This is a genomic window from Marinobacter sp. C2H3, from assembly GCF_037080155.1.
Taxonomy (GTDB): Bacteria; Pseudomonadota; Gammaproteobacteria; order Pseudomonadales; family Oleiphilaceae; genus Marinobacter.
Map to the genome: position 1 here is coordinate 582,169 of NZ_JBBBNZ010000002.1, position 15,070 is coordinate 597,238.

At 64.2% G+C, this 15,070-nt stretch carries 13 protein-coding genes; 6 read left to right on the forward strand and 7 right to left on the reverse strand.

Annotation, left to right across the window (positions count from 1 at the left end; genetic code table 11):
* Positions 1-101: 101 nt before the first annotated feature.
* The 3 genes from V3388_RS07750 to V3388_RS07760 all read right to left on the reverse strand — a co-directional run bounded on the left by V3388_RS07750 (position 102) and on the right by V3388_RS07760 (position 3,409).
* The gene (locus V3388_RS07750; protein WP_336366953.1) at positions 102-1,556 is read right to left on the reverse strand and encodes a sigma-54 dependent transcriptional regulator; all 1,455 of its coding nucleotides are present in this window, start codon (positions 1,554-1,556) and stop codon (positions 102-104) included.
* A gap of 70 nt (positions 1,557-1,626) precedes the next feature.
* Positions 1,627-1,956: an SOS cell division inhibitor gene (locus V3388_RS07755; protein WP_336366954.1), complete on the reverse strand. Its 330-nt coding sequence runs from the start codon at positions 1,954-1,956 to the stop codon at positions 1,627-1,629.
* A 94-nt stretch (positions 1,957-2,050) separates the two neighbouring features.
* The gene (locus tag V3388_RS07760) at positions 2,051-3,409 is read right to left on the reverse strand and encodes a DUF1329 domain-containing protein (RefSeq protein ID WP_336366955.1); all 1,359 of its coding nucleotides are present in this window, start codon (positions 3,407-3,409) and stop codon (positions 2,051-2,053) included.
* 240 nt (positions 3,410-3,649) lie between these two features.
* Here V3388_RS07760 and V3388_RS07765 point away from each other — a divergent pair, with 240 nt between their 5' ends.
* Positions 3,650-4,150 carry a DUF6586 family protein gene (locus V3388_RS07765; RefSeq protein WP_336366956.1) on the forward strand — a complete coding sequence of 167 codons (501 nt, stop codon included), beginning with the start codon at positions 3,650-3,652 and terminating at the stop codon, positions 4,148-4,150.
* A gap of 98 nt (positions 4,151-4,248) precedes the next feature.
* Complete coding sequence (locus V3388_RS07770; RefSeq protein WP_336366957.1) at positions 4,249-4,509, forward strand: hypothetical protein; 261 nt, start codon at positions 4,249-4,251, stop codon at positions 4,507-4,509.
* Positions 4,510-4,538: 29 nt separating this feature from the next.
* Here V3388_RS07770 and V3388_RS07775 read toward each other — a convergent pair whose 3' ends face one another.
* The gene (locus V3388_RS07775) at positions 4,539-5,051 is read right to left on the reverse strand and encodes a cell division inhibitor SulA (RefSeq protein WP_336366958.1); all 513 of its coding nucleotides are present in this window, start codon (positions 5,049-5,051) and stop codon (positions 4,539-4,541) included.
* A 32-nt stretch (positions 5,052-5,083) separates the two neighbouring features.
* Positions 5,084-5,692, reverse strand: coding sequence for a transcriptional repressor LexA (gene lexA, locus V3388_RS07780; protein WP_336366959.1), 609 nt, complete (start codon positions 5,690-5,692; stop codon positions 5,084-5,086).
* Positions 5,693-5,892: 200 nt separating this feature from the next.
* On the opposite strand from lexA, the gene V3388_RS07785 reads away from it, so the two are divergent.
* Genes V3388_RS07785 through V3388_RS07795 form a run of 3 tightly spaced genes read left to right on the forward strand, consistent with a single transcriptional unit; the run spans position 5,893 to position 8,397 of the window.
* Entirely contained in the window at positions 5,893-6,909 is a 1,017-nt protein-coding gene (locus V3388_RS07785; RefSeq protein WP_336366960.1) for an amidoligase family protein, read from the forward strand.
* On the forward strand, positions 6,902-7,660 hold the full coding sequence (locus V3388_RS07790) for a gamma-glutamyl-gamma-aminobutyrate hydrolase family protein (protein ID WP_336366961.1): 759 nt from the start codon (positions 6,902-6,904) through the stop codon (positions 7,658-7,660). Before V3388_RS07785 ends, V3388_RS07790 begins: the two co-directional genes overlap by 8 nt.
* The gene (locus V3388_RS07795; RefSeq protein ID WP_336366962.1) at positions 7,657-8,397 is read left to right on the forward strand and encodes an SIMPL domain-containing protein; all 741 of its coding nucleotides are present in this window, start codon (positions 7,657-7,659) and stop codon (positions 8,395-8,397) included. Before V3388_RS07790 ends, V3388_RS07795 begins: the two co-directional genes overlap by 4 nt.
* 42 nt (positions 8,398-8,439) lie before the next feature.
* Here the strand turns inward: V3388_RS07795 and V3388_RS07800 are convergent, their stop codons facing one another.
* Together V3388_RS07800 and V3388_RS07805 are read right to left on the reverse strand one after the other, a co-directional pair.
* Positions 8,440-12,243 (reverse strand): translocation/assembly module TamB domain-containing protein, encoded by a 3,804-nt coding sequence (locus tag V3388_RS07800; protein WP_336366963.1) that lies wholly within the window; start codon positions 12,241-12,243, stop codon positions 8,440-8,442.
* Positions 12,240-13,934, reverse strand: coding sequence for an autotransporter assembly complex protein TamA (locus V3388_RS07805; protein ID WP_336367301.1), 1,695 nt, complete (start codon positions 13,932-13,934; stop codon positions 12,240-12,242). The genes V3388_RS07800 and V3388_RS07805 overlap by 4 nt, the downstream gene beginning before the upstream one ends.
* Before the next feature lie 107 nt (positions 13,935-14,041).
* Here V3388_RS07805 and V3388_RS07810 point away from each other — a divergent pair, with 107 nt between their 5' ends.
* Positions 14,042-15,040: a hypothetical protein gene (locus V3388_RS07810; protein WP_336366964.1), complete on the forward strand. Its 999-nt coding sequence runs from the start codon at positions 14,042-14,044 to the stop codon at positions 15,038-15,040.
* The last annotated feature ends 30 nt before the right edge of the window (positions 15,041-15,070 follow it).

The window sequence follows — 15,070 nt, forward strand, 5'->3', positions numbered from 1 at the left end:
ATGCCAAGTCCCGTTTTTGTATGTATTTCAATACATAACGGGAACCAGCCGCGGACAGGTGACGGAATTCCGTCGGACGGGATCGGGCGCCCGGGGCGCCCTCAGGACTCCTCGGTCTCTTCCCGGAGACCGTACTTGCGCACTTTTTCCACCAGGGTGGTGCGCCGGATACGCAGCTTCTCAGCGGCCCTGGCCACGACGCCGCCGGCTTCATCGAGGGCCTGCTGGATAAGTTGACGCTCCAGATTGGCCAGGTAATCCTTCAGGTCAAGGCCATTGACCGGCAGCAGCGCCGGCGCGTCCAGGCCCACCAGCCCGGGCACCATGGAGGGCATGCCGGAATCCTCAACCGAGCGGTTCTCGTCCAGATCGTCCACGTAACGGAACTTCTTCGGCAACTCCTGCACGCCAATCACGCCATAGGGGTGCATGATCGCCAGACGCTCCACCAGGTTCGCAAGCTCCCGAACATTGCCAGGCCAGTCGTGACGGCACAGGCTCATGATGGCTGCGGAGTTCAGGCGCAGGGAGCCCCGCTTTTCCTTTTCCATGCGGGCAATGAGCTCGTTGATCAGGAGCGGGATGTCCTCCACCCGCTCCCGCAACGCCGGCATCTCTATGGGAAAGACGTTCAGGCGGTAGTACAGGTCTTCCCGGAAATTGCCCGATTCAATCATCGTTTCCAGGTTCTTGTGGGTCGCCGCGATGATCCGGACATCGGCGGTCTGTGTCCGGTTGCTGCCCACCCGCTCGAAGGTTCGCTCCTGCAGCACCCGAAGGATCTTCACCTGCATGTTCAGGGGCATATCCCCGATTTCATCCAGGAACAGGGTGCCGCCTTCGGCCATTTCGAAACGCCCCACCCGGGCTGTAATCGCGCCGGTAAAGGCGCCCTTTTCGTGGCCGAACAGCTCGCTCTCCAGCAGCTCGGCGGGAATGGCGCCACAGTTGACGGGCACAAAGGGCTTGTCCCGGCGGGTGGAATGGTAGTGCAGGTTACGGGCAACCACTTCCTTGCCGGTGCCGGACTCGCCGGTAATCAGCACACTGACGTCTTTGTCCGCCACCTGCTCCATTAGCTGGCGCACCTGCTGGACCTTGCGGCTGGTGCCCACCAGGCTGCGAAACAGCTGAACGCCGCGCTGTTGGGCTCGTCCCCGGGAGCGGTCAAACTGGTCCCGGTAGACCTGCGCGCGATAGAGGGAGTCAATAAACTTGGTGTAGTTGAGGGGCCAGTGCAGCCGGGCAATGACCCGGCGGCCGTGTTCTTCGGAGAGCCCGGCCAGCGACGGATCACCCACCAGCAGCACCGGAATACCGTCGCTGACGCCACACACTTGCGCCACCATGGCTTCGGCGCCGTCCTCTTCCCCATTCACGATAGCCACCGACAGCGTGGCGGCGTGCCCGGCGTCCTGTCCGGCGGCCTCCAGCAGCGACAACGCGTCGTCGCCGGCGACCACCTCTTCCTCACCGAGGAATTCGAGGATAGTCAACATGTCCCGGCGCCTGGCCTCATCCTGGCTCAACACCAGCACTTTGTTATTTTGAGACATTCTCGCGAATCTCTTGGGGAATTTGTGCGGTATTTAAGACGCTTGATCGCCGCGAGTCAATTTTATGACGCTACCGCGGCCGGTTCGACGAAATATCGTGGTAAGCCCGGGCAGCACTGCGATTGCGGTTCACGCCTTTCAGCGCCTGCTCGGCCTCCGCCCGGGCATCGGTGGCCTGTTCACTGGCCATGCCCACAAACCGCTGCAACTGTTCGAGGCGCTCGCGCACGACGGTAGCGTCCAGGTCGCCGGCGGCAAGGGCCGTCATGACGCCAGCGACCCGGGGCTGTACCTGGGCGTTCAACCGGGAGAGCGCGCTCCAGTCCTGTTCCACCAGAGCCTGATCAAGCTGCGCCAGCAGGGAATCAAGCTGGTCAAGGGGTGTCGTTTGCGGGGTCATTGCGGGCCTCCATCAACGTGCCTGGGGACATGATGGCAGGGGCTGGGCGGTGCGACAAGCGCGGACCACCCTGCCCCACAGCGAACGGCATGACCTATCGACGGGCCGCCCGGCGCGCAGCCGCCGCGGTGAATTCGTTGCGGCGGAATCCGGGGTTGAAATCGTAAGCCGGATAACCGTTGTCCAGACCATCGACGTAGTAGCGTCGGGCCTTCAGATCGTAGGTGGCCTCCAGGGTCGTCCAGAACACCGGCTCACCGTAGTAGGTGATGTTGTGGGCCTCAGACACCCGCCAGAGGTGGCCTTCGCTGTCGTAGGCTTCCGACGCCAGGATCTGCCAGCTGTCTTCATCCAGGTAGAACACCCGGCGGTGGTAGACGTGGCTGATGCCCGTCCGCAGCGTGGCTTCCACCACCCAGACCCGGTGCAGCTCGTATCGGGTCAGCGCCGGATTGAGGTGTCCGGGGCGCAGGATGTCCGCCGGCGTTACGCCCGCGTCATGCAGCTTGTAGGCATTGTATGGCACGTAGAGTTCACGCTTGCCCAGGAGCGTCCAGTCGTACTGGTTGGGCGCGCCGTTGTACATGTCCTTCTGATCGACCGTGCGCAGGGACGATGCGTTCGGCAGATCGGTCTCGTAAGCCAGGTTCGGCGACCGGCGCAAGCGGCGGGAGCCGGCGTCATACCGCCACGCCAAGCGGGGCGAACGAATCTGATCAAGGGTTTCATGCACCAGGGTGATGGTGCCGGCCAGATTGGACGGCGCCACAGTGTTGGTTTTCAGATAGAAGATCTTGTTGTCGATGTCCGCAAGGCGGGCGCCGGTCTTGCTGTAGGCGAAGAAATACTCGTAGTCGTTGACCACCGGATTGAAACTGCCATCCACCTGGGGCGTGGCCGACGCGCTGCGAAACGCCACTTCCTGGCCGCGGTACCTCAGGATATGGTTCCAGATCACCTCAAGGCCGTTTTTCGGAATCGGGAACGGGCTGGTCATAATGGTGTTGCGCACGCCGTTGCCGTTTTCCAACAGCTCGGCCTGAGTGGCGTTCTCCACCGATTTCTCATACACCGCCGGGGGGAAGGCGGCGGTACGGCGCGTCTGGTATACCGGCATCACGAAGTCCGGGCCGTAGGCCTCGAGCATGGCCGACTGGCCGTCCGTGAGGTGCGCCTTGTAGAGTGCTTGGTTGTCTTGGGTAATCACGAACAGTGGCTGATCCTTTGGGAACGGGTTCACCTCCACCTGCCCGGGTTGCCAGCCCGACGGTGGCTCACTCAGCCCGCCGTCCCAGGCCGGGATGCTGCCCGAGGCGTTACCCGCGCGCTCGGCGCCCACCGGCGTGAGGTCTTTCCCCAGCCGCGCCGCCTGTTCAGCGCTGACTTTTGCAAAAGCCGGAGCGGACGTGACGAGCCCTACCAGAATGGCGATGGCCAAGAACCGGATTCCCATGTGCGTTACCTCGCATTAGTTGATCGGCTGAGGCTTTTTGCCAGATTCAAACGCTTGTTTCAATCGATTGTTTGTATCTTTTTTTGACAAGCCCGGAGCGCCAGATCCGGAGGGGCAGAAATTAACGGAGGAATCGGTTATACTGAGCCGTTACGTGAACGGACATTGGTGAGCGCCGGGGCCATCCGCGCTGACCGGCCTTATCCTCTTGGCCTAACCCCTTGGAGTGTTGAGCCCATCATGAGCGATTCCTGGCATTCGTTGCTGTCGCAAAAGCTGGCCCTGGCACGGGCGCTGCTGATCCGCAGCAGCCAAGCCACCAGCCAGGTTGACGCGGATGCATCGGGGGCATTGGCAGGGGAAGCCTGCCGGCAAGGGGCAATCGAACTGATACTCAGGGCCCGACGGCTGCTACTGACCATGATTGCGCGCCTGTACCAGCAACGGCACGCCGAACCCGTCAGCCTGGATGAAATCAGGACGCTGACCGGAGATGGCAATCCGGACGTAGAACAGCTCGTAGAACTGGCCCGAACGCCAGGCAGCTGGTGGCATCACCTCGACCAGCTTGAACACGGCCAAAGCCACCCACCGGCCGCCCGAAAAACCGTGTCAGCGGATAACATCATTGCCGTTGCCCGGGAGACGGGCCCGGACCGTTCAGAGGCGGCACTGTTGGAGACACTCAAGGCGCTGAAAGCGTTCGCGGACGAGCTGAGTGAACGTCACGGTGAGTGGTGAGGCCGGTATCCGACACTTGCCACGCACGTCGAACCCGGCGTGGATGTGGGAACCGGCAAGAACGTATGTGAAATTTTCCCAGCACACAGGTTTACTGAATGTCACCCTCGTTTTATGAAATCGTACAACTGAGCAACGGCGACTACGCGCTCCGTCGGATTGATGACGACAGCGCTCCCCTGGTGAAAATCTCGTTTTCCGAAGAAGCCCGGGAAATGATGGAGGACCGGGACATCCAGGTCGCCAAGGCCATGATTGCCGCCGGCATCGAAGCCGTTGGCAATGTGACCCACGATATTGATTGGGAAGACGACGATCTCGACAGCTGGGACGCCGAACCGACCTACACCCTGCACTGAGTCAGCGCCGGCGGGGCGTCCGACGGCCGTTATCGCTGGCGAAGCACGACACCGTGGCTACGCCCTTCGGCGGAAGCCGCTTGAAGCGCTTTCAGCGTGGCCCGGCCCGGCCGATCGGTCCACAGCACCACGGCGTGGCAAGTTCCGGCCCTGAGCGCCCGCTCAGCCAGCTCTGTCGCCGGATGCTCGGCAGTTGATCGCAGAATCAGCAGCTCACCCGCCACAATCCCGTGCATCTTCTGCCATTTGCTGACCAGAGCCGCCGGTGGATCAATCCAGGCCAACCAGCGTTTCTCCTGATTTAGCTGGGTCAACATGGGCAACAGCAGCTGGAAGTTCTCTACCTGTCCGGCCGGGAGAATAATCTCCGTGACATTGCCCACTGCCTCATCGGCCCGCGCCGACTCCGTGCGCAGCACCGCCCGACGCCGGAGACTGCCTGGCTCCGCCGGGTGGGCCGAATGGGCCGGACTCGCTGGGAAACCCGCTGCCCTCACTTGAGGTTGGTACGCCAGATTCTGATTGAAGCTCAGCTGTTCCATATCTCACCCGCGTGCGTGCTGGATCGTTGACATCAGTGGAGTTCGGAGCGCCGGATAACGCCGACGCCCAACCCCTCAATGAACAGTTCCTGCTCCGACAGGTCCACTTCGATCGGGGCAAATTCCTCGTTCTCGGCAATCAGGTACACTTTCGTGCCCTCACGCCGGAAGCGTTTGACGGTGACCTCTTCGCCGACCCGTGCCACCACCACCTGACCGTTGTGAACGTCCTGGGTGCGATGCACCGCGAGCAGATCACCGTCGAGGATGCCGATGTCCTTCATGCTCATACCCCGAACCCGCAACAGATAGTCCGCGGACGGCGAGAAGAAATCCGCCTGAAGGGTGCAGTGGTCCTCAATGTGTTCCTGGGCGAGGATCGGGCTGCCAGCCGCCACCTGGCCGATGACCGGCAGACCAAGGTCGGGCTCCGCGTCCGGCAGGCGAATGCCCCGGCTGGCACCCGGCACCATCTCAATGGCGCCTTTGCGGGCCAGTGCCCGCAGGTGCTCTTCCGCCGCATTGGCGGACCGGAACCCCAGCTCGCTGGCGATTTCCGCCCGGGTCGGCGGATAACCGGTCTCGTCGATGTAACGCCGGATGATATCCAGCACCTGGGATTGCCTTGCGGTCAGTTTCATTCGCGTATCCTCGCCGTTGCGCTCGCAACCTGACTATTCAGCCGGCTCAACTTGCCTGTTTGTTTATACAGTATCTGGACTATATACAGTGTTTTATCCAGTGTAAAGGCAGCCCAACGATTTTGTCATTGAGCGGTCAGGCCGGCCGGAGACCGTCTGTGTTAAGGTGTGCGCTCAACGACCGCAAAGGAATCCTGACGATGGGAAGCACCGAGACACTGGCCATGCCCGATGTGCGGCGGACCACCCCGGGGCAAGACCGCTCCGGAGATGAGCGCCGCGTGGGCGTTGAGATTGAGCTGTCCGGCCTCAGCTACGAGGCGCTGGTCAACAAGGTGTCATCCCTGCTTGACGCCCCGGCCCATGAGACCGCCCGATACGTGTCCGAAGTTGACACAGACCTGGGCCCGTTTGTGATTGAGCTGGACTCTGATCCGATAAAGGAACTGGACCTGGCCGACGAGCGTCTGCCCCGCTCCCTGCGAGACCTTGGCAGCCAGGCCATGGATGTCATTGACGCCGCCGCGGAGAAGATCGTACCGCTTGAGGTGGTCAGCCCGCCGGTACCCCTCTCGCGCCTGCACGAAATCGAGGCCCTGGTGGACGAGCTCCACCTGGCCGGCGCCCAGGGTAGCCGGGAGGCCATCTATTTCGCGTTTGGCCTGCAGCTGAACCCCGAATTGCCGGACCTGAAGCCGGAGACCCTGGTTCGCTACCTGCAGGCCTTTGCCGGCCTGTACGATTGGCTCCGCCACCGGCACCAGTTGGACATCAGCCGCAAGTTCACCACCTACATCGAGCCCTGGGACAACGAGTACGTCGACCTGCTCATGGCCGACGATTACGCGCCGGACCAGGAGACCCTCATGCGGGACTATCTCCGGTTCAACCCCACCCGCAACCGCGCGCTTGATCTGTTGCCACTGTTTGCCCATCTGGACAGGCCGCTGCTGGAAACCTACGTTGAGGACCCGCGCATCAAGACCCGACCCACCCTGCACTACCGGCTGCCGGATTGCGACATTGGCAATCCCGACTGGCACTTTTCCACGGTCTGGAACGACTGGGTAATGCTCGAGCAGATCGCCAATCGGGCCGAACACCTGGCGGAACTGCGGGAAGCCTACCGGGGCAGCCGCGCGTTCAGCTTTCACAACCTGACCCACCGGTGGCGCGAAGAAGTGCAGAGCTGGCTGGATGCCCGTGGCTATGTCTGAACCCGGTTTCAACCCCCATGGGGTCACGATTGGCGTGAGCGTTCCCCGGCGTCGATCGATTGCCCACCGGCTGATTGGACTGGCACTGCGTCTGCAGGGGGCGCGCGTCCGTTACCTGCGGCCGGGGCCGGGTCGTAGCGTCGACGGGTTGGATGGCCTGGTCCTGGCCGGCGGTACCCACGTGCACCCGGCACGCTACGGGCAGCAGCCCACCGTCAAGGCAAACTATGACCTGTCCCGGGACACCACCGACCAGCAACTGCTGGAGGCCGCCAGCAGCCAGTGCCTGCCGGTACTGGGGATTTGCCGGGGCGCCCAGTTTGTTAACGTCTTCCGCGGTGGCAGCCTGTGCCAGAACGTCACACCGCTTCGGGTAAACACGCGCCACAGGCCCTTGCTGTTGCCACTGCAGACCGTCCGCGTGGTCACCGACAGCCGGCTGGGAAGGATTCTGGATGCCCCCGTCATTGGGGCCAACCGCATTCACAGCCAGGCCATCAAGCGACTCGGCGGCGCCCTGCGGGTGGTGGCCGTCGACAACGACTGCTTCGTTCAGGCCTTCGAGGGCACCGGTCCGCAGTGGCTCGTGGGCGTGCAGTGGCACCCAGAATACCTGTTGTATCATCCCGGCCACCGCCGACTGTTCCGAGTCTTTGTCCAGGCCGCCCGTGCCTTTCGGGCCGGTGAGCGGCCACCTGCACCCATAACCGGTGAGCTTCATCACCGACGCGCCCAAGGAGACCAGCCATGATCCGCATGCCCCGTGTTTCTGCCCCCCACCCCCGGATGAACAACCGCCGGCCCTCGAAGGCCGGCCCGCTGCTTGCCGGCCTGATGCTGGCGATTGCTCTGGTGCCCGCCGTGGCCAGCGCCGGTGAGCTCAGCCTGACCGGCCAGGGCGCGGTTCGCTATCAGCCCGACAGCGCCACGCTGTCCTTCAGCGCGACGGCGGAAAACCCGGACGCCGCCACGGCCTCAGAGCAGGTTCGCAAACAGATGTCGGCGTGGCGCAAGAAAACCGCTCAATGGCGGGACCAGCTTGAGGATTACACCGACGCCAGCCTAAGCCTGTACACTCGGCCCGTGCCTTCCCGGGACGGATCCAGCAGCGACCACCAGGTGGCGGTTGCCTCCCAGACCGTCAGCTTTACCCTGCACGATCTCAAGCTGCTGAACCCGCTGCTGGAGCAGGCCCAGGCCCTGGGCCTGGAATACCAGCTCAATCCCCGTCAGTTTTTCCACTCTAACCAGGAAGCCCTGGAACAGCAGGCCCTGGGGAAGGCCATCGACAACGCCCGGGCGCAGTGCGCGTTTGTGGCCTCGAAACTGGGCCAGTCCTGTGGTGCGGTGAAGAGCATGACGGTTAACGGCGGCTATCGCCCGGTTCCGGTCATGATGGCGGAGGCCCGCATGACCAAGGACGCGGTCAGCAGCGTCGGGCCCCAGGACATCGAGGCGTCCGTCAGTGTGACGTTCGAACTGGACTGAGGCCAGGGTACGTTTCCCATGGTGGCCTGGCGCCACCATGGCTCAGAAGTCCCGGGTGTAGAATATGTCGAGGGACGCGGCCAACCCGCTGGCGGCCTCAAGGTAGAAATATTTTCCCAAATCGTAGCGCAGCGCCACCGTGGTGATGGGCTCGAAGATACCAACGCCGTAACGCACGCTCAGATCCTGGGTCAGGTAGCCGCTGGCCACCACGGACGTTGCATCACCACTGCCCTCGGTTTCCAGCGCCAGATTACGGATACCCAACTCGTTGCCCACCTTGCCGGTCAGTTTGCTGGCCTGGGTTAGCCCCAGCGACAGGGCCGCCCGGTCCATGGCTCCGCGGTCACCCTGGCTTTGGGGCGGGCGCCCAAGAATCAGGTAACTCAGGGCGTCGGACTGCGGCATGTCGGGATTGGAGAAGACCTCCGTCTGGGGCGACTGCACCGGCCCGCTCAGGCGCAGGCCCGCCGTCACACTGTCGACCTGACGGATGGCTTCCACGTCCAGGTAGGGCTGCGTCAGATTGCCGACGAACAGCAGCCGGGCCTTGCGCAGTTCAAGCTCCTGCCCATAGGCTTCGTAGCGTCCGTCCACCAGTTGCAGGGTGCCCCGGGTATCCAGATCGTTACCGATGCGCAGGTTGCCCTCCAGGTTGCCGGTCAGCCCAAAGGCAGAAAAGGTCACCTCGTCGTCGCCCACCCGGACGGTCACGTCCATATTCAGCGCACGGATGGCGGGCTCCGGTTTGTCCGCACCGACCACCACTTCGTCATCGGATACTTGCACGGCCTGTTCCGGCAGCGACTGGATTTCCACCTCGCCCCGGGGCACATCGACCTGCCCGATGACAGACAGCTCACCCTGCTCGAAGCGAATGGTGAGATCCGGTGCGACTTCCACCCGGGCGTAGGGCTCGACGGTTACGGGAATCCGGCGGCCTTTGATGGCAATGTCCGCGCTGGGGCCGCCAGAACCACCCCAGCCGACGGTGCCGTTGACCGAGGTATCGCTTCGGGCGTTACTGCGAATGCGCCCGTCCAGCGTCGCCGACTGGCCCTCAAGGGCCACCTCAAGATCGATCTGCTCCATTGGGACCGGCAGCGTCGGGTCCATCAGGCGGCCGTCCGAGAGCACCAATTGCCCGGTGACGGCTGGCTTGAGCAGGGGCCCGCTCAACGTGCCGTGGCCGTTGATGTCGCCGCCCACCTCCTGCAGCCCGGTGAACACGCCGGCGAGCGCGAGATCCAGGTGTTTGAGATCAAACTCGCCGTCAACGGGATAGGATGGACGGGACGGATCAATGGTCATGGCCAGCGACAGGTCGCCCACTCCCTTGCCAGCGACATTAACCTTCACCCGCGCACGGTCTGGATCAAGGTTCAGGTGGGTGGTCAGCGTCTGGTAGTCGAGGGGTTTCCAGTCGCCGTCCACCAGAACCTCAAAACGCCCCTGGCCCGCATCGAGATCAACGGTGCCCGTCGGGCCCTGATCCGTGAGCGTGAATCCGATCTGGCCGTTCAGCGTCGCCTGCCACCGGAGCGTATCCGGCAACAGGGGCGCCAGGGCCTGGGTCGGAAAACCGGTAATTCGGTAGGCGATGTCCGGGTTGGGCCAGAGCTGCTGATCGTCCGCGCACACGGTGCTCTGCTGCCAGCGCCAGCAGTGCTGGCCGAAGGTAACCCCCTTATCCGCCCGCCAGCTCAGCGCGGCCGGCGCTTCCAGCTGCCAGCGCTGATCCTGCTCCGGCACGTCGATGCGGCCGTTTTCCAGCGCCCCCTGCCAGCCCTTGCCGTCGTTGACGAATCCGCCGGCGAACGCCAGGCGGATTCGATCTTCCGGCTGCTGGATGTCCAGGGTCAGCCGGTGTTTGCCGAGGGTGCCGTCCAGCCCGGCGTCAATCGAATCCGCGCGCTGCCCGGCGGCCTCCAGCCCGGTCACCGCGAGCGACGACGACAGGGACCGATCCGCGGAAAGCGTTGCGTTCAGGCGTACCGTTTCGGCGCTGACCTGGTCCTGCCAGGCCACGCCATCGGCGGTCAGGCTCAGCTTGCCCGTCGGCGCGGCGGCCGTTCCGGAGACGGTAGCCTGGCCCTCAATGCGCCCCTTCAGGCCAGGCAAGATTTGCTCGGGCGTGGGCAACGCCAGTGAGAACCGCCCGTCCAGCCGCTCGCCCCAGGTGCCCTTGCCCCGAATCCGGTTGTCGCCAACGTCCACTGCCAGGTCGCTGAGCTGCCAGGCACCACTTCGGGTGTCCAGCGCCCCACTGGCCCGGGTGGGCTGCTTCTGCCAGCGCCCTTTCAGGTCCCAGCTCGCGGTGAGGCTGGGCACCGGGCCATCCGTCAGGTGGCCCTCGCTCTGCACCTGGCCGTCCAGGCTCGCGGTCAGCGCCGGCAGCCAGTAGCCCGGATTGAAGCCGTCCAGATCCAGCTGGGCCTGCCAGCTCAGCGGTCCCTGAAACCCCAGCTGTGCCTGCCCGTCCAGGGAGCCGGCCGGGCTGGCCAGGCGCAACCTGGGCACCTTCAGGCCCTGGCCATCGCCTTCCAGAGAGGCCGTGACCCGGGCGCCCCCCAGCGGGCCCTGGGTATTTGCCTGCAGGTCGGCCTGGTAACGCCCGCCCCGGTAGCTGGCCTTGCCGTCCAGTGACGACACGGTGACCGGGGGCGGTGCCATGCCAGGTATCAGGGTGAACCACGGAAAACGGTCCAGAGACAGGTCCGCTTGGGCATCGAGCCCGTCAGACCAGTTCACCTCGCCGTTGACGGTCACGGTGCCTTTGCCTTTGCCTTTGCCGGCTTCCGCGTCGCCTGCCGGCGCCGCCGATAGCGTCAGTTGGATCTCCCGGGCGGCCCCGGCGCTGACGAGGCCCTGCAGGTTAACGCTGACCGGACCCTGGGTACCGGGGAGACTGGCGCTGCCCCGAGTCTGGAAGCCGTCGGCCAGGGAGCCGGCCGCCGTCAGGTCAATGTCATTGAAGGTCAGCGTTTTCGGCAGGTCGCCGGTTGCGGCGAACCGGGGCGAACGGACCGTCAGTTGCGCCGGCAGATCCGGATCCAGCGGCGCCACGCCACCGTTGAACGTGGCTTCCAGATAGCCCGCGCTGCTGCCGCTTAGCCGCAGGTCATGGGCACTGCCCTGCAGCCGGGTCGACAGCGTCCAGGGACCGTCATCCGGCGATGGCAGGCCCACCTCCAGCGCCAGATCAAGGGGCCAGTCGCCACGGGTCTCCAGTTTCCCGTTGAGCGACAGGGACAGATCGCCCCGCCGGTAGGACAACGCCCTGACCTGCCAGTCGGCGCCCGACCCCTCCAGCCGGGCGGAGAACGTGTCCCACACATTGGCGCCGTTCACGGTCAACGCACCAACCGCCACCCCGGACACATCCAGTGACACGGGCAGGTCCAGGGTGGGCAGGTCGATGGGGCCGGCCGATGCGGTGGCGTCTTCACCGGGGACCGTCACCACATCGACCTGATCGGCGGTCAGGGCATCCACGCAGAGGGTCTTGGCCAATAGGCAGCGGGGTGACCAGTCCAGATGCGGGGCCTGGATATCCAGGCGAACCCCAAAACCCTGCCAGCGCAGGCGATCCGCCCGCCAGTCCCCCAGCAGCGTGCCGCCGGAGCGGTCCACCGTCAGGCCCGGTACCTGGGACAGCAGCCAGGCGGTGCCGTCGCTGGTGCGAATAACGCCCACGGTGGCCACCAACAGCAGCATCGGCACGCCCACCAACAGCACCAGAGCAGTCCACAGCCAGCGACGGGCCCGGTGACGGTGGGATGCCGGGCCCGGCCCCTCGGGCGGCGTCTCAGTAGGCGCTGGCGGATGCTCGCGGGGTTCCGTCATAGCTCTGGCCCCATGGAGAAGTGGATGCGCCATCCGCCGCCAAACTCCGGGTCGAGGCCTTTGGCCACATCCAGCCGCAGCGGGCCAACCGGGCTGACCCAGCGAATGCCCACGCCGGCGCCCGTGGCCAGCGGATCAAACACGTTGTTGACGGCGTTGCCGTGGTCCACGAACACGGCGGCGCGCCAACGGTCGGCAAACTGATACTGGTATTCGGCACTCCCCACCATAAGAAAGCGTCCGCCCACGGCCACGCCGTCGTCGTTTTCCGGCGACAGCGTCTGATAGCCGTAGCCGCGCACGCTCTGGTCGCCACCGGCAAAGAACCGCAGGGACGGGGGCACGTCGGAAAACTGGTTGGTGGCCACCGCACCAAACTGGAAGCGGGCGAGAAACCGGTGCCGGTTCGCCAGGGTGTAGAGCCCGCGGGCCTGGGTGTACACATGCAGGATGTCCACGTCGGAAAACACCGCCCGGTGTGAGCCGGTGACATCAAACTGCAAACGGAACCCCCGGGACGGATCCAGGGGCGCGTCCTGGTGCAGTTTGCTGTAACTCAGCCCGGGCAACAGCAGGCTGCTGTTGCCGGATTCGGCACCGCCGACGTCGTAGCGCTCGCCCTCCCACCGCAGGGACGCCACCTGCAGCCAGCCGCTATCGAGCTGATGCTGCCACTGTTGGCCGAGAGTCAGGCGATCGGAGGCGATGTTTTCGATGTCTTCCCGCTGGTAGCCGGCGGTCAGCCGTATGGCATCCGTCATCGGCGGATCCAGGGGCAGCTCGTAGTAGGTCGACAGGCTCTGCCGGGGATTGGACAGCTCGGCTTCGGCGCCCCGCTTGTGGCCCATGGGGTTGATCCAGTGCTCGGTCCAGTTGCCTTTGATCCGGGGGCCCACGTCCGTGGAATAGCCCACACCCGCGGACACCGAGCGGGGATCCCGGCGGGTCAGGTCCACCCCGACGGGGATCACCCGGTCCTTGGCATCCGCCGGGGATGCGTTGATGTCCACCCCGGAAAAATACCCGCTGGACGACAGATAACGATTCAGCTCAGCAATACGGTCAGCGTGGTAGGGGGTGCCTGGCTCGAAGGTGACGTAGTCCTCCAGCAGGGACAGTTCGAACCAGTGGTCTTTGGCGAAGGTGACGTCACCCAGCCGATAGCGCTCGCCGGACTGGTACACCAGCTCGATGCGGGCGCTGTGCTGTTCCGGATCCACCGTGAGCGTATGGGTGACAAACCGGCCGTCAAAGTAGCCCAGCTTGCGTGCCCGTGACTGAATCGTATCCCGAAGGTTGGTGTAAGCGCCGTGATCCAGCACATCGCCTTCTGCGGGCGAGGCCGGCAGCCGCTTCATGAACGCCGGATCCTGACCCGCCGGGCCGCGAATCTCCACCTGCCGCTTGGTCACCCGTACGGGCTCCCCGGGGTCGATCTCCAGCGTCAGCGTCGCCAGCGTCTCATCATCGCCACCGCTGACCGACCAGGTGACCACCGGCTGGTAGTAACCCAGCGCCCGCAGTGCCTTTTTTGCCTGGTCCACCGCCGTCGGCGCATAGCGCCGCAGATTGTCCTCGCTGCGGTCATCTACCTGGCCAATGAACGCTTCCGCGTTGGCCTGCAACGCCGGATGATCGCCCTTGACCGTCACGTTGACCTGCTGGGCAGCCACCAGCCCCGGCAGCAGCATCAGACAGACGAGCGCGCGCACCGAAGACAGCGCTCGGGTGCGAAGCGGGGGCGGATTCGGGTTACACTCCAAAATTACACTCTTCCGTCAGGACGTTGCGTGGGTCCATGTTGCACATAAACCGGGAAAATCTGAAGGCCAGCCATCAACTGCTGTGGTTCATCATCGACATGGTCATGCTGGCCCTGCTGTTTCTGAATCTGGCGCTGATCATCTGGGACTCGATCTACAATGTCACCGCCGTGCAACAGGGACTGGCCAGTCATCTGCCCTGGCTTCATCAGGCCTACGAGCCCATTCACGAGCAATTCTTTTTCTACGACCTGGGCTTCGTCGCCATTTTCCTGACGGAGTTCATCGTGCGCTGGGGCTATGCCATTCGCCAGGACATCTACGACCGCTGGTATTTTTACCCGTTTATTCACTGGTACGACCTGGTGGGCTGCATTCCGGTAGGCAGCTTCCGCTTCCTGCGGATTCTGCGGGTGGTGTCCATCGTGTACCGCCTGCACCAGTACCGGATTATCGATGTTACCAACACCCGCCTCTATCGGTTTCTGAACTTCTATTACGATGCCTTCATGGAGGAGTTGTCGGATCGTATCGTCGTCAAAGTGCTCTCCGGCGTTCAGGACGAAGTACGCCGTGGCTCACCGCTGTTTGATCACATCCGGCGGGACATCCTGTTCCCGCGCCGGGACATGCTGGCCGAGTGGCTGTCCCGCCGGGTCGCCGATGCCGCCCAGGAGGGCTACCTGCCCAACCGTGGCGCCCTGCGCCACTATCTGGAACAGCAGGTAAACCAGGCGCTCAAGCAAAACGTTGAGCTGTCCCGGCTGAAGTACCTGCCGGTGGTGGGGCCAACCATTCAGGGCACGCTGGAGGATGCGGTGGGCGACATTGTTGCCACGGTGATTCACCAGATACTGGAGGACCTGGCCAGCCCGGACAACCACGGCTTTGTCAGCGACCTGGTCGGGGCCCTGCTGCCGGAGCCGGACGATGCCAGCCAGCGGGACGACGCGCTCATTGACCTGGTGGTGGATATCATTGAGGCGGTCAAAGGCCAGGTGGCGGTGAAGCATTGGCGCGCGCGGCTGCCGTGAGCCGCGATGAGTGATTACAAAGGCGATGGA

Excerpts from the sequence above, each read along its gene's own strand:
- V3388_RS07750 (WP_336366953.1), bottom strand. The coding sequence starts at position 1,556 with ATGTCTCAAAATAACAAAGTGCTGGTGTTGAGCCAGGATGAGGCCAGG.
- V3388_RS07755 (WP_336366954.1), bottom strand. The coding sequence starts at position 1,956 with ATGACCCCGCAAACGACACCCCTTGACCAGCTTGATTCCCTGCTGGCG.
- V3388_RS07760 (WP_336366955.1), bottom strand. The coding sequence starts at position 3,409 with ATGGGAATCCGGTTCTTGGCCATCGCCATTCTGGTAGGGCTCGTCACG.
- V3388_RS07765 (WP_336366956.1), top strand. The coding sequence starts at position 3,650 with ATGAGCGATTCCTGGCATTCGTTGCTGTCGCAAAAGCTGGCCCTGGCA.
- V3388_RS07770 (WP_336366957.1), top strand. The coding sequence starts at position 4,249 with ATGTCACCCTCGTTTTATGAAATCGTACAACTGAGCAACGGCGACTAC.
- V3388_RS07775 (WP_336366958.1), bottom strand. The coding sequence starts at position 5,051 with ATGGAACAGCTGAGCTTCAATCAGAATCTGGCGTACCAACCTCAAGTG.
- lexA (WP_336366959.1), bottom strand. The coding sequence starts at position 5,692 with ATGAAACTGACCGCAAGGCAATCCCAGGTGCTGGATATCATCCGGCGT.
- V3388_RS07785 (WP_336366960.1), top strand. The coding sequence starts at position 5,893 with ATGGGAAGCACCGAGACACTGGCCATGCCCGATGTGCGGCGGACCACC.
- V3388_RS07790 (WP_336366961.1), top strand. The coding sequence starts at position 6,902 with ATGTCTGAACCCGGTTTCAACCCCCATGGGGTCACGATTGGCGTGAGC.
- V3388_RS07795 (WP_336366962.1), top strand. The coding sequence starts at position 7,657 with ATGATCCGCATGCCCCGTGTTTCTGCCCCCCACCCCCGGATGAACAAC.
- V3388_RS07800 (WP_336366963.1), bottom strand. The coding sequence starts at position 12,243 with ATGACGGAACCCCGCGAGCATCCGCCAGCGCCTACTGAGACGCCGCCC.
- V3388_RS07805 (WP_336367301.1), bottom strand. The coding sequence starts at position 13,934 with ATGCTGCTGCCGGGGCTGGTGGCTGCCCAGCAGGTCAACGTGACGGTC.
- V3388_RS07810 (WP_336366964.1), top strand. The coding sequence starts at position 14,042 with ATGTTGCACATAAACCGGGAAAATCTGAAGGCCAGCCATCAACTGCTG.